The sequence below is a fragment of the Stutzerimonas tianxiuensis genome (assembly GCF_053470365.1).
The window spans coordinates 557,456-584,302 of record NZ_JBPVWS010000001.1; the positions used below are offsets into that span (position 1 = coordinate 557,456).

The window sequence follows — 26,847 nt, forward strand, 5'->3', positions numbered from 1 at the left end:
ATTGCCTAGAACAGCGAACGCTCGGCCTTGAACATGAAGTAGCTCTCGCAATAGGTGTTCTGACCTGAGTAGACGCCGCACTCGCGGCCGCGAAGGCTCGAGTCGGTGTAGGACATATCCAGGCGTACGCCGAGCCAGGGGCGAGACAGGTTCAGCGACCAGTCATTGAAGACTTCAACACTGCCGCCTGGGTGATACATCGGGCTGTCCATCGAGTGGCTGGCGTATTTCAGGCGCAGGTCCAGCTCCAACGGACTGAGCCCACCAAGCTCCAAGAGCAGGGTACTGTCGGTGCGCCCGGGGCGGCTGCTGAGTGCGCCACCAAGGCGACTGCCGGCCAGGTTGAAGCCTGCGTAGTATTCGTGGCGATCGGCACCTTCCAGTTCCGGGAAGCTGTAGCGGATCACGCCCAGTTCGTAGCCTGGCGCCTGGTCGAAGCGGTGCTGGACGTAACCGATATAGCTGTCAAGTTCCAGCTGGTTGCCCTCGAGGATGCCCATGCTGGGCGCCCATTGGCCAACGTACCAACCACTCTCGTGGGTGAGGTCCAGCCCGCCGCGAAAGGTGCTGGCGGTTGCTGGGTTGACCAGTCCTTGGGCCATGCTGCGGGTAGGAGCCGTGCCGAGTCGCAGGTCGAATTGGCCCACCTCGCGCTCGACGACTTCAGATTGACTGGCGCATCCGCTCAAACCAATGATCAGCGCCGTCAGGATCTTCGTGTGCATCACCACTTCCCTGGGAGTATTTTCAGACAGTCGCGAGGCGACCTCGATCAGAAAAAGCCGCGACGCAGAGCGTCTGGATTGGGCTTGCCGCTCAATCGGCTGGAAGGATAGACACTGCATTAGGCCGCCGAGGTCCGTTCGTCGATCCGGCATCGGCGAATCGACGGGTGGCGCTGTGGTGTTGACGATGCCAAAGGCGTGCCGCGCCCTTTGCGCGACTGAACGGTGCTCGTGGCTGATGTTCCAAACAGAAACACGGGCAAGTCCTGATGCTGGGAGGTCGCAATGGCTACGGGTTGGGCGAATGAAGGTGCGGTTCAGGAACAGATCGACAGCACCATTGAAGACGCGGTGCAACGGGCCCGGAGCCGCCTCGGGCGAGGTGAAAGTCTGGAGCGCTGCGAGGAATGCGACGCTAAGATTCCTGAAGCAAGGCGCCAGGCTGTGCCGGGCGTGCGCCTGTGCGTGAAGTGCCAGACTGAGCTCGACAAGCAAGAAGCCAAGTTCAGCGGCTACAACCGTCGGGGCAGCAAGGACAGCCAGCTGCGCTGAGACAATAAATCATGTCGCCGGATCGCACTCGCCGCGCGGGCATGGGTCACACAGCGGGACACCCACCCTTTCATGGAAGAGGAAGACCCCATGATGATTTTCGAAGCCCTGCGGCTGAGTCACGACATCCAGCGCGACCTGTCCGAACGCCTGACGCAGACAAGCGGCGACTCCGCAGAACGCCAGGAGCTGTTCGCCCAACTCAAACATGAACTATGGGTGCACTCGGTCGCGGAAGAGCGCCACTTCTACATCCCGCTGATGCGCGATGACAGCGGTGTCGATCTGTCCCGTCATGCCATCGCTGAGCACCATGAAATGGACGAGATGGTCGAGGCACTGGAAGAGACGGATCCCAGCAGCCCGAGCTGGCTGGTGCAGGCCCGCAAGCTGTCGGACAAGGTTCACCACCATCTGCAGGAAGAGGAGCACAAATTCTTTCAGATGGCCGGCAAGCTGCTCAGTGATCAGCAGAAGAGCCAGCTGGCCGGGGCGTACCTTGGCGCCTACGACGTGATGAAAGCCGAGCACGCTTAAACGAGCGCGGCACCCGTCGGCATGCTGAAGGTAAAGGTGGTGCCCGCCTCGGCGGTAGACGTCACCTGCATGCTGCCCCCATGCGACGCGGCAATCTCGTTGGCGATGTAGAGGCCGAGTCCAAGTCCAGACTGAGTGCTCGATGCCTCTCGCCAGTAGGGCTTGAACAACTGCGCCAGGCGATCGGATGCTATCGGTTCACCCTGATTGTTCACCGACAGCGACAGCCGCCCATTTTCGATGACCGCGCGGACGAACACGCGTCCGGCCGCCGACCCATGGACCAGCGCATTGGCAAGCAAGTTGGAAAGCAACTGTGCGAGGCGGTCCGCATCGCAACGGATCCCTCCCAGCGGGGCGATATCAGCTTCGATAGCTCGCTGCGGATGGGCACTCTGCATCTCCGAGACAATATGCGTCAGGGTGATGTGCAGGTCGTGGCACTCATCACGCTGCAACGGAATTCCATTGCCCAGGCGACCGCGGGCAAAATCCAGCACGTCGTCCACCAGACGTGACGCGCGACGGGTCGCCGTCAGCATGTGTTCGGCAATGCCGGCGATCGACGCATCCTTCGAACGCCTGATCAGCAGCTGCGCGCCGGACAGGATCGACGAGAGCGGGTTGCGCAGGTCGTGCCCAAGCAGGGCGATGAATTGCTCGCGTAGTTCGGCTGTTTGCTGAGCATCCAGTAACGCCGCCTCGGTTGCCTCGAATTGCTCTTCGGCCTCCAGCTGAATGGCCAGCAGCTTGGCGAAGGACTCCATCATCGCCAGGATCGGCATTTCCGACAGATCCGCCGGTTGCGGGTCGAGCGCACAGACGGTGCCGAAAAAACTGCCATCGGTGCGAAACACCGGCGTCGAGATATAGCTTTCGAAACCGTACATCTTTGGGGTGTGATGGTCGCAGTAGCGCCGGTCCTCACTTGCCTTGCTGATGATGATGGTTTCGTGAGACGTGTGAATTTCGTGGCACAGGGTGGTGGTGACATCCAGCTCGCCGCCGACCTGCAAACCGAAATTGATCCGGTCGAGCACGGCGCAGGCTGTCCAGGAATCTTCAGTAACACGCGCAACGGCTGCAAACCGTAAACCCGTGGTTTCGGATATCACCTGGAGGATCGCCGGCACGGCGTTGATGCGGCTGATCGCCGAAATGTCGTCGGTTATCGATCGGTTCATGCGGGTGTAATGGCGGCGCGTGAGGATGGCCGAGCACTTTATCACGGGTCGTTCGTTGCGCTGAGTCGAGCCGACCGCTAGCCGGCTCGACTCGGATAGGCGGCTTACACCTGGGGTGTCAGCGGAGGTGTCTCGCCAGCCGGTACGATGTGTTTGCGCATCAGCAGGTAGTGCACCACGGCGCCGAACAGTGCGCCCAGCAGCCAGGCGAAGCCGGACAAGCTTTCCAGCCCCGGCATCCAGACCGAAGCCACCGAGAACACGGAGCTGATACCGAAGGCGATGATCGCCTTGCGGTTCCAGCCGGCGTTGAAGTAGTAGGCCGAGTTGGGCTCCGCCGAGAACAGCTGCTGCACATCCAGCCGCTGGCGGCGCACCAAGTAGTAGTCGGCCACAATGATGCCGTACAGCGGTGCCAGTACTGCGCCCAGGGTGTCTACGAAGGCGGCGATGCCCACCGCACTGATGAACGACACCCAAAGCGCACCGATGAAGAAGGCGATCGCAGCAGTGATGTAGCCGCCGGTGCGCGCACTGATGCGTGCAGGTGCCAGGTTGGCGATGTCATAGGCCGGTGGGATGAAGTTGGCGACCAGGTTGATGCCCACTGTGGCGGCGAAGAAAGTGACTGCGGCGATCAGCGTCAGGCCGACATTGTCGATGCGCGCCACGATATCGGTGGGGTTGGTCAAGGTTTCGCCAAACACCACTACGGTTCCGGCGGTGATCACCAGGGCGATCAGCGAGAAGATCGCCAGGCTCACCGGTAGGCCGAGAAAGTTGCCGATACGCATCTGCCGCTCGTTCTTCACGAAGCGGGCAAAGTCACCGTAGTTGATTACCACCGCCGCGAAGTAGGCGACCATGGTGCCGACCACCGCAGCGAAGGCAGCAATCGGCCCGCCGGCATAGCTGCCAGTGCCACTGAAAATTGTACCCAGCGCGCCCGCGAGGCTGGGGCCGGCCTTGTAGCAGATGGCGATCATCATCGCGATCATCACCACATAGACCAGCGGCCCGGCCCAGTTCAGAAAGCGCGTCACCCAGTCCACGCCTCTCACGAACAATGCAACCTGGAATACGCAGACGATCACGTAGGCGATCCAGTCGATGGCGGTTAGCCCCAGCAACGTCGCTTCAGAGCCTGGACCGAACAAGGTACGAATGAGCAATGCCACGGCGGTGGAGGCGAAGTAGGTCTGCACGCCGTACCAGAAGATCGCCACGATGCCTCGCACCACGGCCGGGAAGTTCGCCCCGCGTACGCCCATGCTGGCACGCGCCATGACCGGGAAGGGGATGCCGTACTTCACACTCGGTTTGCCGGTCAGCTGCACCAGGCCCATGACGATGAAACCCGCCAGCACGATCCCGGCCAGTACTGCCCAGCCATTCAGGCCATAACTGATGAACAGCGTCGCGGCCAGGGTATAGCCGAACAGGCTCTGGATATCGTTGGACCAGACGTTGAAGATCTCGAACCAGCCCCACTTGCGCTTGGCTGGGGCGAGAGGGGCGAGGTCCTCGTTATACAGAGTGGGGTCGATCTGCTTGATCCGGAAATCGTCGTGATTCATAGGTGGGCGCTCTGTGCATGACTATTGTTGGTTTTTGTATGCAGTTCTTGTTCCGCGTAAGGCAGCAGTCGCGAAATCACGAGGTTGGTTATTGGGCGCAGCGCAGCCTCGCTGCCGGAAGCGTAGACGTCCCGGCTTGGTTCTGTTGGTGATCTGTATACAAGCGCGGGTGCGGTTTAACTGAAAAGACATTCACTTCTGGTTCGAAAGTGCATCGATGGCTCACACAACTCTCTTCGATGCACCAATTCCGTGCTTTGCAGGCGATGCCAGGCGGTGGCAAGGAAAAGCGTGCAGTGATGAGCGGCCAGGAAGCCGTGGCAGTGTGTGTTTGGAGACTTTCGAAGCAACGCGAGACAGATACGCTCGTTTGCTCTAGAGCGGCAGTGGTGCAGTTCTGCCAGAGCATTGGTGCTGGCCCCGCATCTCGCGAGTTGCCGCGGGTCAGGAGCTGCAAACAAAAACCCCAGGCCCATCGTGGAGGCCTGGGGTTTTAATCGTTAGCCGAAGCGTGCCGACGCGGCGTGATTAGCGCTGCGTGACGGTTGCCCTGTTGCCGTTGCCCATTTGGCTGACGTTAGCGGTATTGGCAAATCCTGCCTGATCCACGGTGGCGATATTAAGTGCGCCGTCCTGCAACACGCTGACCCTGCTCGATTCACTGCTCTGGTCGACCATGGCGAAGTTTTCGCTGCCCAGCTGCATCAGGTCAACAGTGCTACCAAGACCTGTTTGATCTATGTCAGCGACGTTTTCGTTGCCGGTTTGGCTTACCAGGATAGAGCTCTCTTGGCCGGTTTGATCGATGAAAGCGTCGTTGCTTTCGCCGGCTTGATCAACGGTGGTGTCGTTGTATGCGCCGTCCTGGTTGAGCTCGACGTCATTGTTCCAACCGGTCTGGGTTACATCAGCGATGTTCAGGGAGCCAGCTTGAGTGACGGTGGTGTCGTTGTTCCAGTTGTTCTGGGAAATGGTGACCTGGCCTTCCGTGCCGGTTTGGATAACGGTTGCGTCGTGCCAAGCGCCGTCTTGGGTCACCTGGGAAAAGTTGTCCTGACCTGATTGCTGGGTGGTAGCAGTGTTCCGATAGAAAAAGCCGGTCTGGTATACCTCGGAAGTCTGGCCGACGCCTTCCTGATAGACGTTGGCGAGCTGATTCTTACCGGTTTGCTCGATAGTCGCTTCACTGCTGGCGGCGAACGCCTGGCTGGCGGATACCGCTAGGACGGCAGCGAACAGCGCGTTGAATTTGAACATTGGTTGTTTCTCCCTGGATTTATCGGTCGCGCAGCCTGTTGTTGTTTTTGGCCGACGCGGTTACCCGCAGCGCACAACGTTTCCTGAAGCGTTGCCAGCAATGCCTACCTTGAGCCTTGGTAGCCGGCGGCGCTTCGCATCCTTGCGTCCTTGGGGCGGGTGTTGCGCTTGGGTAGTCGAGAAGGTAGTTCACTGCCTTGTTTGCCTAATCAACCGTACGGTTGAATTTCGTGCATCAATCAACAGGCAGAGCAAGTCGCAAGCAGTTGGCCTGAATATTCTTTCGCTTTTTGAGGGGGCGTTTGAATCGACTCGGGGAGGTTCGGGCTCCGATCAGCGGAGCTCGAATCGCGCAGCTTTTTTATCAAGGATGGTGGGGTGGCGCTCCGCTTCAATCCGGTACAGCGGAGGATATCGACCCCGCACATGCGGCGGGGTGAAAGATGACTGAGTCGCGCCGGGTTTCCAACGCGGTCAGAACAGAAAATACCGCTGCGCCATTGGCAGTACTTCGGCCGGTTCGCACCAGAGCAGCTGGCCGTCGGCGCGAACCTGATAGTTCTGCGGGTCGACCTGGATATCCGGCGTGTAGTCGTTGTGGATCAGGTCTTTCTTCTGCACCGAGCGGCAGCCTTTCACCACGCCAATCTTCTTCTTCAGCCCCAGTTGCTCAGGCACGCCAGCCTCGAACGCGGCCTGGCTGATAAAGGTGAAACTCGACGCATGCAGCGAACCGCCGTAGCTGGCGAACATCGGCCGGTAGTGCACCGGCTGCGGGGTCGGAATCGAAGCGTTGGCGTCGCCCATCAGGCTCGCGGCGATGGCACCGCCTTTGAGGATCAGCGTCGGTTTGACGCCGAAGAAGGCCGGGCGCCAGAGCACCAGATCGGCCCACTTGCCCACTTCGATGGAGCCCACTTGGTGACTTACGCCGTGGGTGATCGCCGGGTTGATGGTGTACTTGGCGATGTAGCGCTTGGCGCGGAAATTGTCGTTGCCCGCGCCGTCGCCGGGCAGGGCGCCGCGCTGCTTTTTCATCTTGTCGGCGGTCTGCCAGGTGCGGGTGATCACCTCGCCGACGCGGCCCATGGCCTGACTGTCGGAGCTGATCATGCTGAACGCACCCAAGTCGTGGAGGATGTCTTCGGCGGCGATGGTCTCGCGGCGAATGCGGGATTCGGCAAACGCCACGTCCTCGGCGATGCTCGGGTCCAGGTGGTGGCAGACCATGAGCATGTCCAGGTGCTCATCGATGGTGTTCTTGGTGAACGGCCGGGTCGGGTTGGTCGAGCTGGGCAGCACGTTGGGCAAGCCGCAGGCCTTGATGATGTCCGGCGCATGACCGCCACCGGCACCCTCGGTGTGGTAGGTGTGGATGGTGCGGCCCTTGAACGCGCCCAGTGTCGTTTCGACAAAACCGGATTCGTTCAGCGTGTCGGTGTGGATCGCCACCTGCACGTCGTACTGGTCTGCCACGTTCAGGCAGTTGTCGATGGCCGCCGGGGTGGTGCCCCAGTCTTCATGCAGCTTCAGCCCGATGGCGCCGGCCTTGACCTGCTCGATCAGCGGTTCGGGCAGTGAGGCGTTGCCCTTGCCGGTGAAGCCAATGTTCATCGGGAAGGCGTCAGCGGCCTTGAGCATCATCGCCATGTGCCAGGGGCCGGGGGTCACCGTGGTGGCGTTGGTGCCGGTGGCTGGTCCCGTGCCGCCACCGATCATGGTGGTGACGCCGCTCATCAGCGCCTCTTCGATCTGCTGTGGGCAGATGAAGTGGATATGCGAGTCGATGCCGCCTGCGGTGAGGATCATCCCTTCGCCGGCGATGACTTCCGTCGCCGCGCCGATGGCGATGGTCACGTCGGGCTGAATGTCCGGGTTACCCGCCTTGCCGATGGCAGCGATGCGGCCATCCTTCAAACCCACGTCAGCCTTGACGATGCCCCAGTGGTCGAGGATCAGCGCGTTGGTGATCAGCGTATCGACGACATCCGCAGCGCACAGCTGGCCCTGGCCCATGCCATCGCGGATCACCTTGCCGCCGCCGAACTTCACTTCCTCGCCGTAGGTGGTGAAATCCTTCTCGACCTCGATCCACAGGTCGGTGTCGGCCAGGCGCACCTTGTCGCCGACGGTGGGGCCGAACATGTCGGCGTAGGCTTGGCGGGAAATCTTCATTGAATCTCATCCTGTCCGTAGGGTGGACAACGCGAAGCTTGTCCACCAGCAATCTGGGTGGTGGAAAAGCCTTCGGCGTTTTCCACGGGGTGGCCATCCACCCTGCGAATCTGTAATCAGAGCGCGCCCATCACCCGCCCGGCAAAGCCAAACACCCGCCGATCACCGGCCAGCTCGACCAGCTCCACCTCACGGCTCTGCCCCGGCTCGAAACGCACTGCAGTTCCAGCTGGAATATTCAGGCGCATGCCGCGAGGGGCAGCCCGGTCGAAGGCGAGCGCGTCGTTGGTTTCGAAGAAGTGATAGTGCGAGCCGACCTGAATCGGCCGGTCGCCACTGTTGGCCACGTTGAGCGTCAAGGTGCGGCGACCGGCGTTGAGCTCGATCTCGCCGTCCTGAATCTGGTATTCGCCAGGAATCATGGCTGGGACGTCCTGTTCAGGGTCAGTTGCATCATGGTCAGGTCCAGCCAGCGGCCGAACTTGCAGCCCACCTGGCGCATCTGGGCCGCGTGGATGAAACCAAGCTGCTGATGCATGTGGATGGACGCGCGGTTCTCGCTCTCGATGGCCGCGATCATCACGTGCTTGTGCATCTCGCGGGCGCGCTTGATCAGCGCCTGCATCAGGCTGCGGCCCACGCCGCCACCGCGTTGGCCGGGGCGCACGTAGACGGAATTCTCCACGGTGTGGCGGAAACCGTCGTGCGGGCGCCAGGGGCCGAAGGAGGCATAGCCAGCCACCTGTCCTTGATCGTCAATCGCGACCAGCACCGGGTAGCCCTGTTCGTGGCGCTCGGCCAGCCAGGTGCGGCGGTTATCGAGGTCGACGACCTTGTCGTTCCAGATCGCCGTGCTGTTCTGCACCGCGTCGTTGTAGATTTCTAGGATGCCTGCGAGGTCGGTATCCAGGGCGTCACGTATCTGCACGTTGAGTTCCTTCCGTAACGGTTCAATTCGGCTGCAGTAGACATTGACCCGCGTTTCAGGGAATAGGTTGGTGCACCGTGACCAGCTTGGTGCCGTCCGGAAAGGTCGCTTCGACCTGGATCTCCGGAATCATTTCCGGCACGCCTTCCATCACCTGCTCGCGGCTTAGCAGGGTGGTGCCGAAGTGCATCAGCTCGGCGACCGTCTGGCCGTCGCGGGCACCTTCTAGCAGGGCGGCGGAAATGTAGGCCATGGTTTCCGGGTAGTTGAGCTTCAACCCGCGGGCGAGACGGCGCTCAGCCACCAGTCCGGCGGTGAAGATCAGCATCTTGTCTTTTTCTCTTGGCGACAAATCCATAACAGCTCCAGTCGTGGGGTGGGTGTCACTGTTCACATCCACCGGCTCGTGGCGGCAGACCACGCAGCGTTATCCAGGGCAGCGCACGCAGGCGCGCCAGGGTTGGGTGGGCAACGGCGCAGCCTTGCCCACCGCTCATTCACGTACTCCAGATTCGTGGCGCTACCGCCTCGCGGCCCAGCAGTTCGGGGCGCAATAGCCGCCATAAATCGATCAACCAGGCGCGCGCATGCAGCGCTTCGTCGCAGAGGCAGCGCGCTACTACCAAGCCGGGCAATTGCGTGAGGTCGCCGCGCACGCGGCCGGGCAATTCACGGCAGCGCTCCATCAGATCGGCATCGATCTCGCCGCTGACGATCATGGTCGCAAACACCGGCTGACCATCGAGACCGATTGGCGAATCCAGCAAGCCATCGTTGCCCACCACACGCTGGCGTTCGTGCCAGAGCAGGCCACCGTCGCGGCGGATATTCAGCTGTGCCTGAAAGTGGCCCGCATCGAAGCGCTCGCCACTGGCCGGTCGGCCCAGCGCAATGATGTCCCAATAGAACAACCGAGCGTTGCCCTCCAGTTCGATGGTCGTGGTGAGCTCGGCCTGTGCTGCCGAATAGACGATGGTTTCCTGCGGCAGCCATTCCAGCGTCGCGCCGGCCTCGACGCGCAATTGCACGTTCTGGAACGCCGGGCCGCCAGCGCGGTACCACTTCGCCGCGCCAGGGCTGGTCAGCTGTGCCCAGGCTCCGCTGCCGACCGAGGCGCTGATATCCAGTCGGTCGCCGCCTGCAATCCCGCCCGGCGGGTGCACGATGATGTGCTGACAGACTTCCGGCCCTTCGGGATAGAGGTGCTTCTGCACTCTCAGCGGCCCGCTGTGGCGGCGCAACACCGGTCGTGTCGATTCATCGAAGCGGGCGTAGGCCAGTTCGAGTTCGGCATTCCAATGAGGCGTGAACAACGGGGTAAGGGCAGTCATGAGTCGCAAGTCAGCATATTGATGACTGACGTCGAGCAATTGTCATGCCTCCCGCGCCATGGCGGTGCGCTGAACGGGCTCGCGGGGTGGTAAGGCGATAAATGAACCGGTCCATGCGGCTCGGCTATCGGCCGCTGACGCCCCTGATTGGTGCATCGTAAAGCCACAACATCCATAGCGAACCAATTTGGTGCGAATGACCCAGCGTCCTAATGGCGCGTTCCGCTTGATTTGACCCGTTATGCATTAAGGCTCGCTCTGCACAGGCTGGAGAGTCGCTGAAACAGATTGTTGCCAGCATCACGCTGCTTTATGGGCCTTTATCTCTTCCAAGCGGCTCGTTTGACGAGGGTGCAAGCGAGTGCCAATGTCAGTCAGGCGCAGTTCCGATGCCCAGCGGCGGTCGAGCGTTCGACCCGCTTGTCTCGCGGCACACGGTAATCGCTCGGTGGCACCCATAAAAACAAGATCCCCGGAGACGCCGCATTGAATCTATTGTTCCAGCAAGTGCTCAACGGCTTGACCCTGGGCAGCATCTACGGGCTTGTCGCCCTTGGTCTGACGCTCGTCTACGGCATCCTGCACATTCCCAACTTCGCCCATGGCGCGCTCTACATGGTGGGGGCCTTCGCGTCGTTCTTCTTCATGACCGATCTGGGCCTGCATTACTGGATCGCCATGCTGCTGTCCGGTCTGGTGGTGGCCGCGCTGGCGGTGCTCTGCGAGCGGTTGGTGTTTCACCCGCTGCGCAATGCCCCGCCAATCCACGACAAGATCGCCGCCATCGGCATCCTGCTGTTTCTCGAAGCGGTGGTGCAGATGTTCTGGGGGTCGGACTTCCGCCGCATGGCCTCGCCCTATGCTGGCATCCTCAATTTCGACGGGCTGATCATTCCCGAGCAGCGCCTGTTGATCATCGTCGGCGCCTTTACCCTGATGCTGGCGCTGCACCTGTTCCTGCGCAAGACGATGCTGGGCTCGACCATCATCGCCATGGCGCAGAGCCGTGAAGGTGCCTTCCTCGTCGGCATCGACTCCAACCGCGTGGCGATGCTGACCTTCGCCATCTCCGGCATGCTCGCCGCTTTTGCCGCCACACTCTATGCGCCGATCAACCTGGTGTACCCGGCGATGGGGCATTTGGTGATCATGAAGGCCTTCGTCATCATCGTGCTCGGCGGCATGGGCAGCATTCCCGGCGCCATCATCGGGGCAATGATCCTCGGCTTTGCCGAGAGCTTCGGCGGCTTCTACCTGTCTTCGGATTACAAGGACATCATCGCCTTCTCGTTGCTGGTGGTGATCCTGTCCTTCCGCCCGACCGGGCTGTTCGCCAAGGGGGCTCACTGATGCATCGGTTCGCCTCGTTACTGACTGGTCGCGGCTGCAAGCTGGTCCTGCTGGCTTTGGCCCTTGCGTTCCCACTGTTCGCCAAAAGCGAGTACCAGGTCTACGTTATGGCCAGCGCCTTTATCTGGGCCATTGCGGTGTACGGCCTGAACATCATCACCGGCTACTGCGGCCAACTGAACCTGGCCCACGGCGGCTTCTTCGCCATCGGCGCCTATGCGCTGGCCATCCTCACCGCTGACCATGGCTGGAATTTCTGGCCGGCATTCGTGGCGGCGGCGCTGGTTTCGGCCGCCGTCGGCGCGCTGGTCGGCATCGTCTCGCTGCGTTTGAAGGAGCACTTCTTCGCCATCTTCACGCTGTGCGTCGGCTTCATCATCTACCTGTTGATCGACAAGTGGGAGGAGCTGACCCACGGCGCCATTGGCATCCGTAGCATCGCGGCGCCGGACGGCTTCGGGCTGGTGGACTTCAGCCAGACGGTGCCGTTCTACTACCTGGCGCTGTTGTTTCTGCTGTTGGCGATCTGGTTCGCGGGTCGCCTGGCGCGCTCCCTGCTGGGGCGCACCTTTATGGCGATCCGCAACGGCGATGCGCTCGCCCAATCGCTGGGCATCGATCTGATGCGCAACAAACTGCTGGCCTTCGTGCTCTCTACTACCTACGCCGGTATCGCCGGAGCGCTCTATGCCTCGATGATTCGCTTCATCGGTCCGGAGGAGGCCAACCCGAACCATACCTTCGACATGATCACCTACCTGCTGGTCGGCGGCTTCGGCACCCTGTTCGGACCGCTGGTCGGTACTGTTGGAGTGGTCTGGATCACCCAGTCGCTGCAGTTCCTCGAGGACTACCGGATGATCATCTTCGGCCCGCTGATCGTGGTGCTGGTGATCTTCATGCCGCGTGGTGTCACCGGCACTTTCCTCGGCTGGAAACTGCGTAAGGACACGGAAGCGGCGAGGGCTCAAGACCCAAAAGCCACTAGCAAAGTCACCCCAGGCAGCGAGGTGAACAACAATGCTTAAGGTCGAAAACCTAACGAAGATGTTCGGCGGCCTCGCGGCAGTGCACGATGTCAGCATTGAGTTCGAAGCGCGCAAGATCAACGCCATCATCGGCCCCAACGGCGCCGGCAAGAGCACCTTCTTCAACCTGATTTCCGGCGTACACAAGCCCAGCTCGGGACGCATCCTCATTGACGGGCATGACGTGTCGCGGATGCGCTGCGACCATGTCGCCCGGCTCGGTGTCGGCCGTACCTTCCAGACCACGCACCTGTTCGAGCAGGCCACGGTGCTCGACAACCTCATCGTCGGCCACCGTTTGCGCACCCATTCGGGCCTGTGGGATGTGCTGATCAACTCCAAGCGTCTGCAGCGCGAGGAGCGTGAATGCCGCGAGAAGGCCCGCGCCGCGCTGGACTTCGTTGGTCTGGCGCATCTGGAAAATCGGGTGGTGCTGGATATCTCTCAGGAAGAACGCAAGCGCGTCGCCTTTGCCCTGGCGTTGGCCACCGAGCCGAAGCTGGTGCTGCTCGATGAGCCGGCGGCGGGCGTCAACCCGGAGGAAACCGAAGGCCTTACGCTGTTGATTCGTAAGATGGCCGAGCACGGCCTGACCGTGTGCCTGATCGAACACAAGATGGACATGATCATGGGGCTGGCGGACAAGATCATGGTGCTCAACTACGGCGAGAAGATCGCCGAGGGTACGCCCGCCGAGATCAAGGCGAACCCGGCCGTCATCGAAGCCTACCTGGGGAGTGACTACGATGCTGCAGCTTGATCGGGTCGATGTCTGCTACGGCAGCTTCAAGGCGCTCACCGAGGTCTCAATGACGGTGGGCGTCGGCGAGCTGGTGGTCTTGCTCGGCGCCAATGGCGCGGGCAAGACCACCTTGTTCAACACCATCAGCGGGCTGCTCAAACCGACCGCCGGCAGCATCACGCTGGAAGGCAAGCGCATTGACGGTCTCAAGCCTTCCGCATTGGTCGCCGCCGGCGTGGTGCATTGCCCGGAGGGGCGCAAGCTGTTCCCGCAGATGTCGGTGGCGCAAAACCTTGCGCTCGGCGCCTACCTGCACCGCCGTGACAGCGCGGGCAACAAGCGCAACCTGCAGGAGGTGTTGGACCTGTTCCCGATTCTTCACGACAAACGCAACCAGCCCGCCGGCTCGCTCAGCGGTGGTCAGCAGCAAATGGTCGCCATCGGGCGCGCGCTGATGAGCCGACCAAGGCTGCTGATGCTCGACGAGCCCTCGCTCGGGCTGGCGCCGCTGGTGGTCAACCAGATGTTCGAGGTGATTTCCCGCATCAACAAGTCCGGCACCAGCGTGCTGCTGGCCGAACAGAATGCCTTCGCAGCATTGAAGATCGCCCACCGCGCCTACGTCATCGAGGGCGGCAGCCTGGTGATGGAAGGTGACCAGCAGGCCATGCTGGGTAACGAAGCCGTGCGCAAAGCCTACATCGGCGCCTGATCAGTCATGACCAAGGAGACAACAATGAAAACGCTCAAAGCGCTTGGACTGGCGATTGCCACCTTGACCGCAGCCCAGGCCAGCGGTGTATATGCGGAGCAGACGCTCAACATTGGTTTTACCGGCCCGCTCAGCGGCGGCGCTGCACTCTATGGCGAGAACACCCTGTCGGGCTTGCGCATGGCAGTCGAGGACACCAACGAGGCGGGCGGCATCAAGGTTGGTGACGAAACCTACAAGGTCAACCTCATCAGCCTCGATGACAAGTACTCGCCGAGCCAGGCCGCGACCAACGCCAAGCGGCTGGTGAAGGAATCGAATGCAGCGGCGGTTTTCGTTCCGCATACCGGCGGCGTGTTCGCGCTGCAGGATTTCAACGTCGCCGATGACTTCCTGATCATGGCCTACACCAGCGTGCCGTCGGTGACCGAGCAGGGCAATCCGCTGACCGTGCGTATCCCGCCGGAATTCACCGGCTATGTCGATGCCTTTTCTGACTACGCGCTCGAGCATAACGGCAAGAAACTCGGCATTGCCGGCGCGACGCACGAGTACGCGAAAATCTGGACCGACATGATCACCAAAGCCTGGGAGCAGAAGGGCGGCGAGATCGTCGAAAGCAATCCCATGGACTACAACAAGTCGGCCGATTTCTATACCGGTGTGAGCCGAGTGATCGCGTCGAACCCGGACGTGATGTTTGTTGGCGGCGCCTCGGAGCCCACCGGGCTGGTCATGCAGCAGGCGCGTCAGATGGGCTTCCAGGGCGGCTTTATCGTCATGGATCAGGCCAAACTGGATGAGATCGCCGCCGTCACGGGCGGGCTGGAACTGCTGGAAGGCGCGATTGGTGTAGTGCCGCTGTCCGAATACGACGGTGAGGAGGCGAAGGCCTTCGTCGAGCGGTACAAAAAAGCGCATGGCAAAGTGCCCGGCTCCGAAGCCGCCTACAACTACCTGGCCTTCCACGCACTGGCCAAGGCCATGGAACTGGCTGGCAGTACCGAGCCGCAGCAGGTCAGGGCAAAGATGGGTGAAGCGCTCAAGAGCATGGATCCAAAGTTCAACCTTTACTCCGTGCAGGGCATGACCGAAAACGGTGGTTTCATTACGCCGACGACCATGGCCGTGGTGGAGGGAGGCAAGATCGTTCGCAAGGAGATCGAGTAAACTCCACAGCCAAACGGCCCTCTTGGGCCGTTTCGGTGACAGGCTTCTGCAGTTACTCTGGATTCTCTTCGCGCCCTGCAGGGCGACCGGTCTTGGTCCGCTTCCCCTGACAGCTGGCTCGCTTCCAAGACCGAGTTGGCCCATCCGCCTGCATTGACCGCACAGCTTTTCTGTCGTCGTGATGCCTGATGCAGCACTCGAACTGAGGCATCACCGAAAATGGGACGCATGCGTTCGCCTTTATGAGGCGCTTAGCCTGGAGGCGAAGCTCATGCATCCCTCGATGCCGACTTTACTGGTCCCGATCGATGTTGAACGGGGACCACGCCTGCCGGGTGGGCATCACTTCGAGGCGGTTGATGTTGATGTGGTCCGGCAGGGTCGCGACGTAGAAGATCTGCTCGGCGATGTCCTCGGCGGTCAGCGGAGTGGTGCCGCGGTAGAGCTTGTCGGAAGCGTCCTGGTTGCCCTTGGTGCGGACCAGGGTGAATTCGGTTTCGGCCATGCCGGGGGCAATGTCGGTGACCCGAACGCCCGTGCCCAGCAGGTCGCAGCGCAGGTTGTAGCTGAACTGCTCAACGAATGCCTTGGTGGCGCCGTAGACGTGGCCGCCCGGATACGGCCAGTGGCCGGCAACCGAGCCGATGCTGATGATGCTTGCGCCTTTGCCTGTCTCGATCAGGCACGGCAGGAGCGCGTGGGTGACGTTGACCAGCCCCGTAACGTTGGTATCGATCATGGTGTGCCAGTCGCGCAGGTCGACCTTCTGCGCCGGCTCCGGGGCGAGCGCCAGGCCTGCGTTGTTGATCAATGCCTTGACCTCGCGGAAGCCTGCGGGCAGCTCGGCAACCACCTGCTTCACCGCCTCGGCGTCACGTACGTCGAGCGTGGCGATGTGCACCGGGACCTTGGCCGACAGTTCTTGTTGCAGCGCTTCGAGTCGCTCCTGGCGGCGCCCGGTCAGGACGAGCGCCCAGCCGGCCTCGGCAAAGCGGCGGGCAGTGGCTCGGCCGAAGCCGGATGTTGCACCCGTGATGAAAACCACGTTGTTCATGCAGGGACCTCTTGTCTGTTAGGCAGGCCGTATGCGGCCGACTCAGGGAGCTTACTGCGTCAGGCGGCGAAGATCAGCAGGCTGTTGCCCTCGGACGGCTGGGGCCGGTCGGCTAAGGATGTTGATAGGCTAAAGCGGGCGGATAAGCTCGCCGCTGTCTGAGTGCGGCCAGAATTCCGCCAGCGGGTGGCTGCCGAATCAGAACGGCTTGAGCGCTATATCGCTACCAGTCCCCGCACGCCCTCGGCCTCCATGGTTTCGCCGCGGCCTTGCTGGATGATCTCGCCGCGGCTCATCACCAGGTACTGGTCGGCCAGCTCGGCGGCGAAGTCGTAGAACTGCTCCACCAGCAGAATCGCCATGTCGCCACGGGCGGCGAGTTTCTTGATCACCGCGCCGATTTCCTTGATCACAGAAGGCTGGATGCCTTCGGTGGGTTCGTCGAGGATCAAGAGGCGCGGCTTGCTCGCCAATGCGCGGCCGATGGCCAATTGTTGTTGTTGGCCGCCGGACAGGTCGCCGCCGCGGCGGTGCTTCATTTCCTTGAGTACCGGAAACAGCTCGTAGATGAACTCGGGTACTTCCTTGGCTTCCTTGGCGTTGAAGCGGGACAGGCCCATCAGCAGGTTCTCTTCGACGGTCAGCCGGCCAAAGATTTCGCGCCCCTGGGGCACGTAGGCAATCCCGGCGTGCACGCGCTGGTGCGGTTTGAAGCCGGTGATCGGCTTGCCTTCCCAGGTCACCGCGCCTTCCTTGGCTGGGATCAGGCCCATCAGGCATTTCAGCAGCGTGGTCTTGCCTACGCCGTTGCGCCCGAGCAGGCAGGTGACTTCGCCGATCCTGGCGTCGAATGACAGGCCGCGCAGGATGTGGCTACCGCCGTAGTACTGATGCAGTTGCTGGACTTGCAGCATGTGCGACTCCCTCACTTTGGTGGATAAGCCTCTGGCGTTATCCACCCTACGATTAGCTTGCGATGATGCGGATGGCCTACCGGGTACGCGTGGAAAAGGCTTCGCCGTTTTCCACCCTACATTCGGCGGGCGTAGGGTGGATGACGCTTCACCCATCCACCTTCATGCGGCCTCGATGGACGAACGGCGCCGAAGCATTCACCGCCCCAGATACACCTCGATCACCCGCTCATCGTTTTGCACGGTCTGTAGCGAGCCTTCGGCCAGCACCTGGCCCTGGTGCAGCACGGTCACGTGATCGGCGATGGTGTCGACGAAGCCCATGTCATGCTCGACCACCATCAGCGAGTGCTTGCGCGCCAGGCTTTTGAACAGCTCAGCGGTGAACTCGGTTTCGGCGTCGGTCATGCCGGCGACGGGTTCGTCGAGCAGCAGCAGTTGCGGGTCCTGCATCAAGAGCATGCCGATTTCCAGAAACTGCTTCTGGCCGTGGGACAGCAGCCCGGCCGGGCGATTACGCGACGTATTCAGGCGAATGGTGGCGAGCACTTCGTCGATGCGGTCGCGCTGTTCGCCGTTGAGCTTGGCTTTTAAGCTGGCCCACACCGATTTGTCGGTCTTCTGCGCCAGCTCGAGGTTCTCGAACACGCTGAGTGCCTCGAACACCGTGGGTTTCTGGAATTTGCGGCCGATGCCGGACTGGGCAATCTCGACTTCACTCATGCGCGTCAGGTCGAGGGTGTCGCCGAAGAAAGCGGTGCCGCTGTCGGGTCGGGTCTTGCCGGTGATGACATCCATCATGGTGGTTTTGCCGGCGCCGTTGGGGCCGATGATGCAGCGCAGTTCGCCGACGCCAATGTAGAGGCTGAGGTTGGTCAGCGCCTTGAAACCGTCGAAGCTGACGTTGATGTCTTCGAGGCTGAGGATGGTGCCGTGACGGGCATCCAGACCTTTGGTCTTCACCCGGCCAAGGCCGATGGCGTCGCGGCCGCTGCCGAGTGTATCTGTTGGTTCGATCAGTTCGGGTACGGGTGCGGTTTTCATTGTTCGCCCCTCCGGCGCAGCAATCCGATGACGCCTTTCGGCAGGTACAGGGTGACAACGATGAACAGCGCACCGAGAGCGAACAGCCAATATTCGGGGAAGGCCACGGTGAACCAGCTCTTCATGCCGTTGACGATGCCAGCCCCCAGCAGCGGGCCGATCAGCGTGCCGCGCCCGCCGAGGGCAACCCAGACGGCGGCTTCGATGGATTGTGTCGGTGCCATTTCGCTGGGGTTGATGATGCCCACCTGCGGCACGTAGAGCGCACCGGCCAACCCGCAAAGCACTGCCGAAAGGGTCCAGATAAACAACTTGTAGCCGCGCGGATCGTAGCCGCAGAACATCAGCCGGTTCTCCGCATCACGCAGGGCCGTCAGCACCCGGCCAAACTTGCTGCGCGCCAGCTGCCAGCCCAGCAGCAGGCTGCCGGTCAGCAGCAATACCGTCGCCAGAAACAGCGCTGCACGGGTGGCCGGTGCGGTGATGTCGAAGCCGAGGATGCGGGTGAATCCGGTGAAACCGTTGTTACCGCCGAAGCCGGTTTCGTTACGGAAGAACAACAGCATGCCGGCGAAGGTCAGCGCCTGCGTCATGATCGAGAAGTACACGCCTTTGATCCGCGAACGGAAGGCAAAGAAGCCGAACACGAAGGCCAGCAGCCCCGGCGCTAGCACCACCAGACACATCGCCCAGAGAAAGCTGGAAGTGCCGTACCAGTACCAAGGCAACTCGGTCCAGGCGAGAAAGCTCATGAATGCGGGCAAGCCGTCGCCTGCGCTTTCAAGCATCAGGTACATGCCCATGGCGTAGCCACCGAGGGCAAAGAACAGACCGTGGCCGAGGGACAGCAGGCCGGCGTAACCCCAGACCAGATCCAGCGCCAGGGCGACGATGGCGTAGCAGAGGATCTTGCCCACCAGCGTCAGGGTGTAGGCCGAGACATGGAAGGCGTTGTCTGCGGGGAGCAGGTGCAGCAGCGGCATCGCCAGCAGGATGACCAGCACCAAGCCGAGGGCAACGACTGTGAGTGTCGGGCCGGCTTTCTGCGCGGCTGTGACGGTGAGTGGCTGGTTCATGCGCAGCTCTCCTGTAGGAGCGAGCTTGCTCGCGAACAAAGGGTTGGTACCTGCACGCAAGCCGATACGCATGCAAGGCGTGGCGTAACGCCGTGGAAATTCTGCGCTCTGCAGCTCGGCGTGTAGCGCTGTTCGCGAGCCAGCTCGCTCCTACGGCAATGCAGGCGGTGAGTCGATGAGGACATCAATCGATCACCCTCCCTTTCAGCGCGAACAACCCCTGCGGACGCTTCTGGATGAACAGGATGATCAGCGCGAGGATGAGGATCTTGCCCAGCACGGCGCCGATCTGTGGTTCGAGGATCTTGTTGGCGATGCCAAGGCCGAAAGCCGCGAAGATGCTGCCGGCCAGTTGACCAACGCCGCCGAGCACCACAACCAGGAACGAGTCGATGATGTAGCCCTGACCCAGGTCCGGGCCGACGTTGCCGATCTGCGAGAGCGCCACGCCGCCGAGCCCTGCGATACCCGAGCCCAATCCGAACGCCATCATGTCGATACGCCCGGTCGGTACGCCGCAGCAGGCGGCCATGTTGCGGTTCTGGGTCACGGCTCGCACGTTCAGGCCGAGGCGAGTCTTGTTTAGCAACAGCCAGGTCAAAAGCACCACGAACAGCGCAAAGCCGATGATCACCATACGGTTGTAGGGCAGCACCAGATTCGGCAGTACTTGCAGGCCGCCGGATAGCCAGCCGGGGTTGGCGACCTCGACGTTCTGCGCGCCGAACATTACGCGCACCAGCTGGATCAGGATCAGGCTGATGCCCCAGGTTGCCAGCAGGGTTTCCAGCGGGCGACCGTAGAGGTGACGGATCACGGTGCGTTCCAGCGCCATGCCGATGGCGGCGGTCACAAAGAAGGCCACCGGCAGCGCCACCAGTGGATAGAAGGCCAACGCATCCGGCATGAGTCGGGCCATCAGCACTTGCACCATGTAGGTGGTGTAGGCGCCGAGCATGAGCATCTCGCCGTGGGCCATGTTGATCACGCCCAGCAGGCCGAACGTGATGGCCAGGCCCAGCGCCGCGAGCAGCAGGATCGAGCCCAGCGACAATCCGCTGAACGCCTGGCCGAGCAGCTCGCCAATCAACAGTTTGCGTTTGACCTGGGCCAGGCTGGTCTCCGCCGCTTTGCGCACGCCGGAATCGGTTTCGGCTTCATCGGCAAGCAGGTTTTCCAGCCTCACTCGCGCCAGCGGCGCGCCTGTTTCGCCGAGCAGGCGTACGGCGGCCAGGCGCACGGCGGGGTCTTCTGCGCTTAGTTGCAGGTTTGCCAGCGTCAGGGTGAGGGCTTCGCGTACGGCCGGGTCATCTTCCGCTTCGAGACGTTGCTGCAGGAGTGGTAGCTGCTCCGGTTGGCCGCTGCGCTGCAGGCGCTTGGCGGCGCTGAGGCGGTCTGCCGGGTCGTCTGAGAACAACCGATGGCTGGCCAGCGCAGTGTTGAGCAAGCCGCGTAGACGGTTGTTCAAGCGCAGCTTCTTCGGCGTGCCGAGGGGTTCAGCGTCGCCTTCGAGGGCACGGTAGGTGTCGCCGTCGTTGAGAAAAGGGGTCTTGTTCTTGTCGATAACGACGCGATTGGCGCGCAGCGCTTCGATCAGTGCCAGGCGCTCGGGCACCGGCGCGATGGCCCATTCTTCAAGCAGCTTGGCCTGCTTGGACGAGCTCACCTTGGCGTAGTCGGCTGCGTCTCCTGCGTGGGCTGCCCAGGGCAGAGCGAGCAAGAGCAGCAGAAATATTCGGTACAGGGCAGTGTTCATCTATGCATTCCCCAGGGGGCGCCGCGGGCTCTCTTGATGGAGCTGGCGACGATCGAGGTGGATGCCCAGAGGGCATCCACCTGCGGAGTCGAGCAAACGTAGGGTGGATCGGGACGCGTAGTCGGCGCTTCATCCATCCACCACGAAGGCCATCCTCAGTTCGACTTCACCGGGTGATCCGGCTTCTTGTCGTTGCCCGGAATGTACGGGCTCCACGGCTGGGCGCGGACCGGACTTTCGGTTTCCCAAACCACCGAGAACTGACCGTCGTCCTGGACTTCGCCGATCATCACCGGCTTGTGCAGGTGGTGGTTCTTCTCGTCCATGGTCAGGGTGTAGCCGCTTGGTGCTTCGAAGGTCTGGCCGGCCAGCGCCTTGACCACGGGCTTGACGTCGGTAGTCCCTGCCTTCTCGACCGCCTGCGCCCACATGTGGATGCCGACATAGGTGGCTTCCATCGGATCGTTGGTCACTGCCTTGTCAGCACCCGGCAGGCCTTTTTCCTTGGCGTAGGCCTTCCATTGGCTCACGAACTTGTCGTTGACCGGGTTTTCAACCGACTGGAAGTAGTTCCACGCGGCCAGGTGACCGACCAGCGGCTTGGTGTCGATGCCGCGCAGTTCTTCTTCACCGACCGAAAAGGCCACGACCGGCACGTCGGTCGCTTCCAGGCCCTGGTTGGCCAATTCCTTGTAGAACGGCACGTTGGAGTCGCCGTTGATGGTCGAGACGACGGCGGTTTTGCCGCCTGCGGAGAACTTCTTGATGTCGGCGACGATGGTCTGGTAATCGCTGTGGCCGAACGGGGTGTAGACCTCTTCGATGTTCGATTCCGGTACGCCCTTGCTGATCAGGAAGGCGCGCAGGATCTTGTTGGTGGTTCGCGGGTAGACGTAGTCGGTACCGAGTAGGAAGAAGCGCTCGGCGCTGCCGCCGTCTTCGCTCATCAGGTACTCGACAGCCGGAATGGCCTGCTGGTTTGGCGCCGCGCCGGTGTAGAACACGTTCGGCGACATTTCCTCGCCCTCGTACTGCACCGGGTAGAAGAGCAGGCCGTCGAGCTCTTCAAAGACCGGCAGCACGGATTTGCGCGAAACCGACGTCCAGCAACCAAAGGTCACCGCAACCTTGTCCTGGGTCAGCAGCTGGCGGGCTTTCTCAGCGAACAGCGGCCAGTTGGACGCAGGGTCGACCACCACCGGCTCGAGCTGCTTGCCCAATACGCCGCCGTTGGCGTTGATTTCGTCGATGGTCATCAGCGCCATGTCTTTCAGGGATGTTTCTGAAATGGCCATGGTGCCGGACAGCGAATGCAGGATGCCGACCTTGATGGTCTCGGCGGCCTGCAGGGTGAACGGGAACAGACCGCTGAGCATCAGGGCACTGGCGGCGAGGGTGGACTTCAGTAGGGGACGGCGTTTCATTGTGGGCGGCTCCTTGGCTGTCCATGCGCAACTGTGGGGTTGGTCCTTTGGGACAGGGAGCTCTATCGCAGCATCCGTGCCAATTCACTGTAAGCCCTCTGATTCGGTGCTTCTGGCGCGTTTGGGAAATGCTCTCTAATGGAGCACTAGGGCTCGGTCGTCCGATTTCGGGGCGTCCCATGAGACGGCGGGGCACGCCATGCACCGCGCTGGTGCGCTTCGCCTGTTGCGGCGCTCGACGTATTGACGGGTATCGCATCGCTCCACGCCATCCTGGGGTGCGGTCGTGTGGCGAGATGAATCGGTGGGAGGCTTGGGTAGGATGGATGTCGCTTTCTACATCCACGGCTGGCCATTGGGTGTTTCGTAGATGGATTGAGCCAGCGATACCGGCTGCCGTATGCGCCGCGTTCATCGGTTCAGCCAGAATGGCACTGTCGCTTGCCGGCTGGCAGGGCTCGCCCTAGCATGGCCGGCCTGTTCTTGAAGGCCTCGTCATGTCGCGTACTTCACCCCCACGCCCACCGCGCTCTGTTCAAGGTCGCACTCAACCCCGCCGGGTCGCCAAGGCGCCGCCTGCCGAGCCGCGCCTGCTGTTGTTGAACAAGCCGTTCGATGTGCTCACCCAGTTCAACGATGCCGATGGTCGCGCCACCCTGAAGGACTTCGTGCCAGTACCGGGTGTTTACCCGGCCGGGCGGCTGGATCGCGACAGCGAAGGCCTGCTGCTGCTGACCAATGACGGACAACTGCAGGCGCGCATAGCCGATCCCAAGCACAAGTTGGCGAAAACCTACTGGGTGCAGGTGGAGGGAGAAGTCAGCGCTGAGCAGCTGCGGCGGCTATGCGAGGGGGTCGAGCTCAACGATGGCATGACGCTGCCCGCGGAAGCCCGGGCGCTCGACGAGCCGCAGCTGTGGCCGCGCACTCCGCCGGTGCGCTTTCGCAAGAGCGTGCCGACCAGTTGGCTGGAACTGGTGATTCGTGAAGGGCGTAACCGTCAGGTGCGCAGGATGACCGCATCGGTCGGTCTGCCAACGCTGCGGCTGGTGCGGGTCAGGATCGGGCCCTGGTCGCTGGACGGTCTGCAGCCAGGCGAGTGGCGGGAAGTGGCGGCGCAGTTATGAAGCGCCGGCAGGGCCAAGCGATCAGTGCGGAATGCCCTGGGTCACTTCGATGACATAGCCGATGATCGGCTTCGCCAGAAAGGCAAACAGGCACAGGCCCAAACCCAGAAACAGGATGGCAGTGCCAAGGCGCCCGGCTTTCGACTTCTTCGCCAGGTCCCAGATGATGAACGCCATGAAGGCCATCAGGCCGCCGACCAGGACGATCATCATCCACTTCTCAAATACTTCAGGCTCCACGCTTTACTCCTGACTGACATCGACGAATGCGCCCGAGGCTGATAGGGCGCGGCAGCGGTGCAGTATACGCCCGCGGCGGGCGCTCAGCTGCTCCGGGAGATTGGACGGCGCAGCGCTTGATGGGTTCGAACGGGAGGCTGTTCCGAGCTTGGGTGCGTGATCAGTAGTGGGACTTGATCACGTCGATGCCCTTGTTGAGCACTGTGCGCCAGGCCTGAAGGTCTTCTTTTTCCAGCTGCCGATCATGCTGGCCGATGGTTTTCAGCAGCGCGGCGATCCAGAGGTCATAGAGCTCGGGACGGATGTCCAGATGGCCGCGAGAGTGGCTCTTGCCCAAGGCCTGGAGTTTGGTATCGGGCATGCCGCGCGCGAACAGGACCAGGTTGAGGATGCCGGCCCGCAGCAGCTGTTTCTGAGCCGTCATGTCGGTTTTGACGAACTTCTCCCGCACTGCTGGCGAGCTGGACAGAAAGGAGGCATAGAAGTCGTCGAAGAAGTCTGCGCTGGCGCAGCAGCGGCCGTAGCTCTGCATGACGCGGTTGGTGTCTTCATGAGGCATTTCCCTTGCACGAAGGCTGATCGCTGCGCCTGCCAGAAACCATTCGGAGGTGAGCAGAATAGAAAGGCGCGAATTATAGGTAATAGCCCTTCGAGCTGTGTGGGTTGCAAGTGTGAGCGGTGTCTCAGCCTCGCAAATGCTCCAGTGGCAGTTCGGTACTCGATGACACCTGCCGCAGGACAAAGCTTGACCGCACGCTGGTGACACCTTCGATGCGGGTCAGTGTGCCGAGCAGAAAGGCCTGATAGTGGTCCATGTCCGGTACCACGACCTTGAGTTGATAGTCGGCGTCCATCCCTGTGACCAGGCTGCATTCGAGCACTTCCGGGCATTTGCCGATCATTCCTTCGAAGTGTTCGAAGCGCTCCGGCGTGTGCCGGTCCATGCCGATCAGCACGTAGGCGGTCAACGTCAGGCCGAGCTTCTTGCGGTCGAGCAGGGCGACCTGGCGGGCAATGTAGCCGTCGTCTTCGAGCTGTTTGACCCGTCGTGAACAGGGCGACGGTGAAAGGCCGATGCGCTCGGCCAGATCCTGATTGGAGATGCGCGCGTCGTGCTGCAGTTCGGCAAGAATACGCAGGTCGTAGCGATCCAGTTTGCTCATGATTGGCTGCTCGCAGGGTTTAGTTGCACGTAACTATGCATCCGGGCGCAATGATTGCGCAACAGGCCTTGATATGAGCAATTTTCGCAAACATCTGTCGGGGCGCGCGGCGTAAGCTTTATCCAACTTCAGCCCCCGGCAGAACTGACGCGGTACTTACCCCTCCGCGCCAACCGTATACCTTACCGAGGTCATCGGTCCGGGCCAGCACCGCCCACAAGGCGCTGTCGAAGAATCCGCCACAAGCGGCCAGCGAATTCAGAGCAGTATTGAAAAAAGACCACGTCTCGCCACGTGGTCTTTTTTTATGGGCTGGCGGTCGGCTCCAGGCTGGGTTGTGGCCTCACCACTTCCAGCGGATCGGCATGCACCAGCACCTCGGCGCGCGGGTACTTGGCGTGGATGGCGCCTTCGACCTGGTCACAGAGTGCGTGTGCCTCGATCAGCGGCAGATTTCCGGGCAACTCCAGGTGCATCTGCACGAACCAGCGGGTGCCCGAAACGCGGGTGCGCAGGTCATGACAGCCAACCACGCCGGGTACATCGCAGGCCAACCGATGCATGTCCTCGCTGATCTCGGGCGGGAGCTCGGTATCCATCAGTACCGCACCGGCCTCGCGGACGATGCTCAGCGCGCTCCAGAAGATGTAGACCGCGATGGCGATGCCGAATACGGCGTCAAGCCGTTCCCAGCCATAACCGGCGAGTACCAGCGCGACAAGGATGCTGCTGTTGAGCAGCAGGTCGGAACGGTAATGCAGCGAGTCGGCACGGATCGCCGTGGAGCCGGTTTCGCGCACCACGCGGCGTTGATACATCAGCAGCGCCACTGTTAGCGCCAGTGACAGCAGCATCACCGCGATGCCCAGCGTCGGTGCGCCCAGCGGCTCAGGATGCAGCATGCGATCGACGCCCTGGACGCAGACCAGAATCGCACTCACCGAAATGAAGGCACCCTGACCAAGCCCTGCCAGTGCCTCGGCCTTGCCGTGGCCATAGCGATGATCCTCGTCCGCGGGTCGCAGCGAGTAGTGCACCGCCAACAGGTTGAGCAGCGAGGCGGCGCCGTCCAGCAAGGAATCGGTGAGCCCCGCCAGCAAGCTGACTGAGCCACTCAACCACCAGGCCAGCGCCTTGCTCGCAGCCAGCGTCAGCGCGACGGCCAGCGCCAGTCGCGTGGCACGTCGCATCAATCTGGCGTGTTCGGCACTGACGCCTTTGCGCTCGCGGGTGTGCTGCATCAGGCGGCCGGACGCAGTCCGAAGGCGGCAAGTTGCTCGACGCTGCCGTTGTGCTGGATCAGGCGAGGATCATCCATTGGCAGGCTGCGGCCGGTTTCGGTCTCGATGATCGCCTTGAGCTTGGCCTGGTCGATCACGCCGTCGGCGCCGATGGCTTCCTGCAGTTTTTCCGGGGCCATGGAGTAGCTGTCGTCCGGCAGGTAGATCGCGCCGGTGGCGAAGTCGATGCCAAAGGCGATCAGGCCGGGGATGAGATAGAAAATCAGCCCTACCGCGTTTAGCGCGGCGATGGCGGGATCGATCCGGCCATCGATCTGCCCACGGCGGTCGGGGTAGAACAGCGTGCCGCAGGCGGTCAGTTGGGTGAACAGGGAGACGGCCAGCACGCCGCCGATGACACGGGAACGAGTACGCATAAGGACCTCCGGGGAAAGTGGCGCAACTATACAAGGGCTGAGTGATGTTTTCCCGATATCAGACACTCCCGCTGCACGCTCTGTTCGGCGTTGTTGCACCGCGTATAACCGCAGCGCTCCGTGA

At 61.8% G+C, this 26,847-nt stretch carries 28 protein-coding genes; 8 read left to right on the forward strand and 20 right to left on the reverse strand.

The window, feature by feature from the left end:
- Window positions 1–5: 5 nt before the first annotated feature.
- The gene (locus ACSSNI_RS02330) at window positions 6–725 is read right to left on the reverse strand and encodes a TorF family putative porin (RefSeq protein ID WP_200639820.1); all 720 of its coding nucleotides are present in this window, start codon (window positions 723–725) and stop codon (window positions 6–8) included.
- 285 nt (window positions 726–1,010) lie between these two features.
- Here ACSSNI_RS02330 and ACSSNI_RS02335 point away from each other — a divergent pair, with 285 nt between their 5' ends.
- A complete protein-coding gene (locus tag ACSSNI_RS02335) occupies window positions 1,011–1,277 on the forward strand; it encodes a DksA/TraR family C4-type zinc finger protein (RefSeq protein WP_102837439.1) in 267 nt (88 codons plus the stop codon).
- Between the two features lie 90 nt (window positions 1,278–1,367).
- On the forward strand, window positions 1,368–1,814 hold the full coding sequence (locus tag ACSSNI_RS02340; RefSeq protein ID WP_200639819.1) for a hemerythrin domain-containing protein: 447 nt from the start codon (window positions 1,368–1,370) through the stop codon (window positions 1,812–1,814).
- On the opposite strand, the gene ACSSNI_RS02345 is transcribed toward ACSSNI_RS02340, so the two are convergent.
- From ACSSNI_RS02345 to ACSSNI_RS02380, 8 genes are all read right to left on the reverse strand, one after another.
- Window positions 1,811–2,998, reverse strand: coding sequence for a GAF domain-containing sensor histidine kinase (locus tag ACSSNI_RS02345; protein WP_200640673.1), 1,188 nt, complete (start codon window positions 2,996–2,998; stop codon window positions 1,811–1,813). The two genes, ACSSNI_RS02340 and ACSSNI_RS02345, sit on opposite strands and share 4 nt — an antisense overlap.
- Before the next feature lie 104 nt (window positions 2,999–3,102).
- Window positions 3,103–4,575 (reverse strand): NCS1 family nucleobase:cation symporter-1, encoded by a 1,473-nt coding sequence (locus ACSSNI_RS02350; protein WP_200639818.1) that lies wholly within the window; start codon window positions 4,573–4,575, stop codon window positions 3,103–3,105.
- 528 nt (window positions 4,576–5,103) lie between these two features.
- Window positions 5,104–5,832, reverse strand: a complete 729-nt coding sequence (locus tag ACSSNI_RS02355; protein WP_200639817.1) for a hypothetical protein — start codon at window positions 5,830–5,832, stop codon at window positions 5,104–5,106.
- Window positions 5,833–6,306: 474 nt separating this feature from the next.
- A complete protein-coding gene (gene ureC, locus ACSSNI_RS02360; protein WP_200639816.1) occupies window positions 6,307–8,007 on the reverse strand; it encodes an urease subunit alpha in 1,701 nt (566 codons plus the stop codon).
- A gap of 116 nt (window positions 8,008–8,123) precedes the next feature.
- Window positions 8,124–8,429: an urease subunit beta gene (locus tag ACSSNI_RS02365; protein WP_200639815.1), complete on the reverse strand. Its 306-nt coding sequence runs from the start codon at window positions 8,427–8,429 to the stop codon at window positions 8,124–8,126.
- On the reverse strand, window positions 8,426–8,935 hold the full coding sequence (locus tag ACSSNI_RS02370; RefSeq protein WP_200639814.1) for a GNAT family N-acetyltransferase: 510 nt from the start codon (window positions 8,933–8,935) through the stop codon (window positions 8,426–8,428). The genes ACSSNI_RS02365 and ACSSNI_RS02370 overlap by 4 nt, the downstream gene beginning before the upstream one ends.
- A 55-nt stretch (window positions 8,936–8,990) precedes the next feature.
- On the reverse strand, window positions 8,991–9,293 hold the full coding sequence (gene ureA, locus ACSSNI_RS02375) for an urease subunit gamma (protein WP_200639813.1): 303 nt from the start codon (window positions 9,291–9,293) through the stop codon (window positions 8,991–8,993).
- A 139-nt stretch (window positions 9,294–9,432) separates the two neighbouring features.
- Window positions 9,433–10,266 carry an urease accessory protein UreD gene (locus ACSSNI_RS02380; RefSeq protein ID WP_200639812.1) on the reverse strand — a complete coding sequence of 278 codons (834 nt, stop codon included), beginning with the start codon at window positions 10,264–10,266 and terminating at the stop codon, window positions 9,433–9,435.
- Between the two features lie 486 nt (window positions 10,267–10,752).
- Here ACSSNI_RS02380 and ACSSNI_RS02385 point away from each other — a divergent pair, with 486 nt between their 5' ends.
- The 5 genes from ACSSNI_RS02385 to ACSSNI_RS02405 are packed head-to-tail and all read left to right on the forward strand — an operon-like array spanning window position 10,753 to window position 15,268.
- Entirely contained in the window at window positions 10,753–11,616 is an 864-nt protein-coding gene (locus ACSSNI_RS02385; protein WP_073298949.1) for a branched-chain amino acid ABC transporter permease, read from the forward strand.
- Window positions 11,616–12,644 carry a branched-chain amino acid ABC transporter permease gene (locus tag ACSSNI_RS02390; protein WP_200639811.1) on the forward strand — a complete coding sequence of 343 codons (1,029 nt, stop codon included), beginning with the start codon at window positions 11,616–11,618 and terminating at the stop codon, window positions 12,642–12,644. The genes ACSSNI_RS02385 and ACSSNI_RS02390 overlap by 1 nt, the downstream gene beginning before the upstream one ends.
- Window positions 12,637–13,404, forward strand: coding sequence for an ABC transporter ATP-binding protein (locus ACSSNI_RS02395; protein WP_102837429.1), 768 nt, complete (start codon window positions 12,637–12,639; stop codon window positions 13,402–13,404). Before ACSSNI_RS02390 ends, ACSSNI_RS02395 begins: the two co-directional genes overlap by 8 nt.
- Window positions 13,391–14,098, forward strand: coding sequence for an ABC transporter ATP-binding protein (locus ACSSNI_RS02400; protein ID WP_102837428.1), 708 nt, complete (start codon window positions 13,391–13,393; stop codon window positions 14,096–14,098). Before ACSSNI_RS02395 ends, ACSSNI_RS02400 begins: the two co-directional genes overlap by 14 nt.
- A gap of 24 nt (window positions 14,099–14,122) precedes the next feature.
- Window positions 14,123–15,268 carry an ABC transporter substrate-binding protein gene (locus ACSSNI_RS02405; RefSeq protein WP_102837427.1) on the forward strand — a complete coding sequence of 382 codons (1,146 nt, stop codon included), beginning with the start codon at window positions 14,123–14,125 and terminating at the stop codon, window positions 15,266–15,268.
- A gap of 292 nt (window positions 15,269–15,560) precedes the next feature.
- Here the strand turns inward: ACSSNI_RS02405 and ACSSNI_RS02410 are convergent, their stop codons facing one another.
- From ACSSNI_RS02410 to urtA, 6 genes are all read right to left on the reverse strand, one after another.
- Entirely contained in the window at window positions 15,561–16,322 is a 762-nt protein-coding gene (locus ACSSNI_RS02410) for an SDR family oxidoreductase (RefSeq protein WP_200639810.1), read from the reverse strand.
- 215 nt (window positions 16,323–16,537) lie between these two features.
- Window positions 16,538–17,236: an urea ABC transporter ATP-binding subunit UrtE gene (urtE, locus tag ACSSNI_RS02415; RefSeq protein ID WP_200639809.1), complete on the reverse strand. Its 699-nt coding sequence runs from the start codon at window positions 17,234–17,236 to the stop codon at window positions 16,538–16,540.
- Window positions 17,237–17,434: 198 nt separating this feature from the next.
- Window positions 17,435–18,280 carry an urea ABC transporter ATP-binding protein UrtD gene (gene urtD, locus ACSSNI_RS02420; RefSeq protein WP_200639808.1) on the reverse strand — a complete coding sequence of 282 codons (846 nt, stop codon included), beginning with the start codon at window positions 18,278–18,280 and terminating at the stop codon, window positions 17,435–17,437.
- On the reverse strand, window positions 18,277–19,356 hold the full coding sequence (gene urtC / locus ACSSNI_RS02425; RefSeq protein ID WP_200639807.1) for an urea ABC transporter permease subunit UrtC: 1,080 nt from the start codon (window positions 19,354–19,356) through the stop codon (window positions 18,277–18,279). The genes urtD and urtC overlap by 4 nt, the downstream gene beginning before the upstream one ends.
- Window positions 19,357–19,540: 184 nt before the next feature.
- On the reverse strand, window positions 19,541–21,112 hold the full coding sequence (gene urtB, locus ACSSNI_RS02430; protein WP_200639806.1) for an urea ABC transporter permease subunit UrtB: 1,572 nt from the start codon (window positions 21,110–21,112) through the stop codon (window positions 19,541–19,543).
- 155 nt (window positions 21,113–21,267) lie between these two features.
- Window positions 21,268–22,536, reverse strand: coding sequence for an urea ABC transporter substrate-binding protein (gene urtA / locus ACSSNI_RS02435; RefSeq protein WP_102837421.1), 1,269 nt, complete (start codon window positions 22,534–22,536; stop codon window positions 21,268–21,270).
- A gap of 497 nt (window positions 22,537–23,033) precedes the next feature.
- Here urtA and ACSSNI_RS02440 point away from each other — a divergent pair, with 497 nt between their 5' ends.
- A complete protein-coding gene (locus ACSSNI_RS02440; protein ID WP_234484667.1) occupies window positions 23,034–23,663 on the forward strand; it encodes a pseudouridine synthase in 630 nt (209 codons plus the stop codon).
- 21 nt (window positions 23,664–23,684) lie between these two features.
- Here ACSSNI_RS02440 and ACSSNI_RS02445 read toward each other — a convergent pair whose 3' ends face one another.
- The 5 genes from ACSSNI_RS02445 to ACSSNI_RS02465 form a co-directional block, all read right to left on the reverse strand.
- On the reverse strand, window positions 23,685–23,903 hold the full coding sequence (locus ACSSNI_RS02445) for a DUF2788 domain-containing protein (RefSeq protein WP_046161811.1): 219 nt from the start codon (window positions 23,901–23,903) through the stop codon (window positions 23,685–23,687).
- Between the two features lie 160 nt (window positions 23,904–24,063).
- The gene (locus tag ACSSNI_RS02450) at window positions 24,064–24,462 is read right to left on the reverse strand and encodes a globin (protein ID WP_448258951.1); all 399 of its coding nucleotides are present in this window, start codon (window positions 24,460–24,462) and stop codon (window positions 24,064–24,066) included.
- A gap of 124 nt (window positions 24,463–24,586) precedes the next feature.
- Window positions 24,587–25,066 (reverse strand): Lrp/AsnC family transcriptional regulator, encoded by a 480-nt coding sequence (locus ACSSNI_RS02455; RefSeq protein WP_019340274.1) that lies wholly within the window; start codon window positions 25,064–25,066, stop codon window positions 24,587–24,589.
- Between the two features lie 305 nt (window positions 25,067–25,371).
- Window positions 25,372–26,307, reverse strand: coding sequence for a cation diffusion facilitator family transporter (locus tag ACSSNI_RS02460; protein ID WP_102837418.1), 936 nt, complete (start codon window positions 26,305–26,307; stop codon window positions 25,372–25,374).
- Entirely contained in the window at window positions 26,307–26,723 is a 417-nt protein-coding gene (locus ACSSNI_RS02465; RefSeq protein ID WP_200639804.1) for a polyribonucleotide nucleotidyltransferase, read from the reverse strand. Before ACSSNI_RS02465 ends, ACSSNI_RS02460 begins: the two co-directional genes overlap by 1 nt.
- Between the last annotated feature and the right edge of the window lie 124 nt (window positions 26,724–26,847).

What these genes read in the sequence shown, in the direction of transcription:
- ACSSNI_RS02330 (WP_200639820.1), bottom strand. Translation starts at nt 725, where the DNA reads ATGCACACGAAGATCCTGACGGCGCTGATCATTGGTTTGAGCGGATGC.
- ACSSNI_RS02335 (WP_102837439.1), top strand. Translation starts at nt 1,011, where the DNA reads ATGGCTACGGGTTGGGCGAATGAAGGTGCGGTTCAGGAACAGATCGAC.
- ACSSNI_RS02340 (WP_200639819.1), top strand. Translation starts at nt 1,368, where the DNA reads ATGATGATTTTCGAAGCCCTGCGGCTGAGTCACGACATCCAGCGCGAC.
- ACSSNI_RS02345 (WP_200640673.1), bottom strand. Translation starts at nt 2,998, where the DNA reads ATGAACCGATCGATAACCGACGACATTTCGGCGATCAGCCGCATCAAC.
- ACSSNI_RS02350 (WP_200639818.1), bottom strand. Translation starts at nt 4,575, where the DNA reads ATGAATCACGACGATTTCCGGATCAAGCAGATCGACCCCACTCTGTAT.
- ACSSNI_RS02355 (WP_200639817.1), bottom strand. Translation starts at nt 5,832, where the DNA reads ATGTTCAAATTCAACGCGCTGTTCGCTGCCGTCCTAGCGGTATCCGCC.
- ureC (WP_200639816.1), bottom strand. Translation starts at nt 8,007, where the DNA reads ATGAAGATTTCCCGCCAAGCCTACGCCGACATGTTCGGCCCCACCGTC.
- ACSSNI_RS02365 (WP_200639815.1), bottom strand. Translation starts at nt 8,429, where the DNA reads ATGATTCCTGGCGAATACCAGATTCAGGACGGCGAGATCGAGCTCAAC.
- ureA (WP_200639813.1), bottom strand. Translation starts at nt 9,293, where the DNA reads ATGGATTTGTCGCCAAGAGAAAAAGACAAGATGCTGATCTTCACCGCC.
- ACSSNI_RS02380 (WP_200639812.1), bottom strand. Translation starts at nt 10,266, where the DNA reads ATGACTGCCCTTACCCCGTTGTTCACGCCTCATTGGAATGCCGAACTC.
- ACSSNI_RS02390 (WP_200639811.1), top strand. Translation starts at nt 11,616, where the DNA reads ATGCATCGGTTCGCCTCGTTACTGACTGGTCGCGGCTGCAAGCTGGTC.
- ACSSNI_RS02395 (WP_102837429.1), top strand. Translation starts at nt 12,637, where the DNA reads ATGCTTAAGGTCGAAAACCTAACGAAGATGTTCGGCGGCCTCGCGGCA.
- ACSSNI_RS02400 (WP_102837428.1), top strand. Translation starts at nt 13,391, where the DNA reads ATGCTGCAGCTTGATCGGGTCGATGTCTGCTACGGCAGCTTCAAGGCG.
- ACSSNI_RS02405 (WP_102837427.1), top strand. Translation starts at nt 14,123, where the DNA reads ATGAAAACGCTCAAAGCGCTTGGACTGGCGATTGCCACCTTGACCGCA.
- ACSSNI_RS02410 (WP_200639810.1), bottom strand. Translation starts at nt 16,322, where the DNA reads ATGAACAACGTGGTTTTCATCACGGGTGCAACATCCGGCTTCGGCCGA.
- urtE (WP_200639809.1), bottom strand. Translation starts at nt 17,236, where the DNA reads ATGCTGCAAGTCCAGCAACTGCATCAGTACTACGGCGGTAGCCACATC.
- urtD (WP_200639808.1), bottom strand. Translation starts at nt 18,280, where the DNA reads ATGAAAACCGCACCCGTACCCGAACTGATCGAACCAACAGATACACTC.
- urtC (WP_200639807.1), bottom strand. Translation starts at nt 19,356, where the DNA reads ATGAACCAGCCACTCACCGTCACAGCCGCGCAGAAAGCCGGCCCGACA.
- urtB (WP_200639806.1), bottom strand. Translation starts at nt 21,112, where the DNA reads ATGAACACTGCCCTGTACCGAATATTTCTGCTGCTCTTGCTCGCTCTG.
- urtA (WP_102837421.1), bottom strand. Translation starts at nt 22,536, where the DNA reads ATGAAACGCCGTCCCCTACTGAAGTCCACCCTCGCCGCCAGTGCCCTG.
- ACSSNI_RS02440 (WP_234484667.1), top strand. Translation starts at nt 23,034, where the DNA reads ATGTCGCGTACTTCACCCCCACGCCCACCGCGCTCTGTTCAAGGTCGC.
- ACSSNI_RS02450 (WP_448258951.1), bottom strand. Translation starts at nt 24,462, where the DNA reads ATGCCTCATGAAGACACCAACCGCGTCATGCAGAGCTACGGCCGCTGC.
- ACSSNI_RS02455 (WP_019340274.1), bottom strand. Translation starts at nt 25,066, where the DNA reads ATGAGCAAACTGGATCGCTACGACCTGCGTATTCTTGCCGAACTGCAG.
- ACSSNI_RS02460 (WP_102837418.1), bottom strand. Translation starts at nt 26,307, where the DNA reads ATGCAGCACACCCGCGAGCGCAAAGGCGTCAGTGCCGAACACGCCAGA.
- ACSSNI_RS02465 (WP_200639804.1), bottom strand. Translation starts at nt 26,723, where the DNA reads ATGCGTACTCGTTCCCGTGTCATCGGCGGCGTGCTGGCCGTCTCCCTG.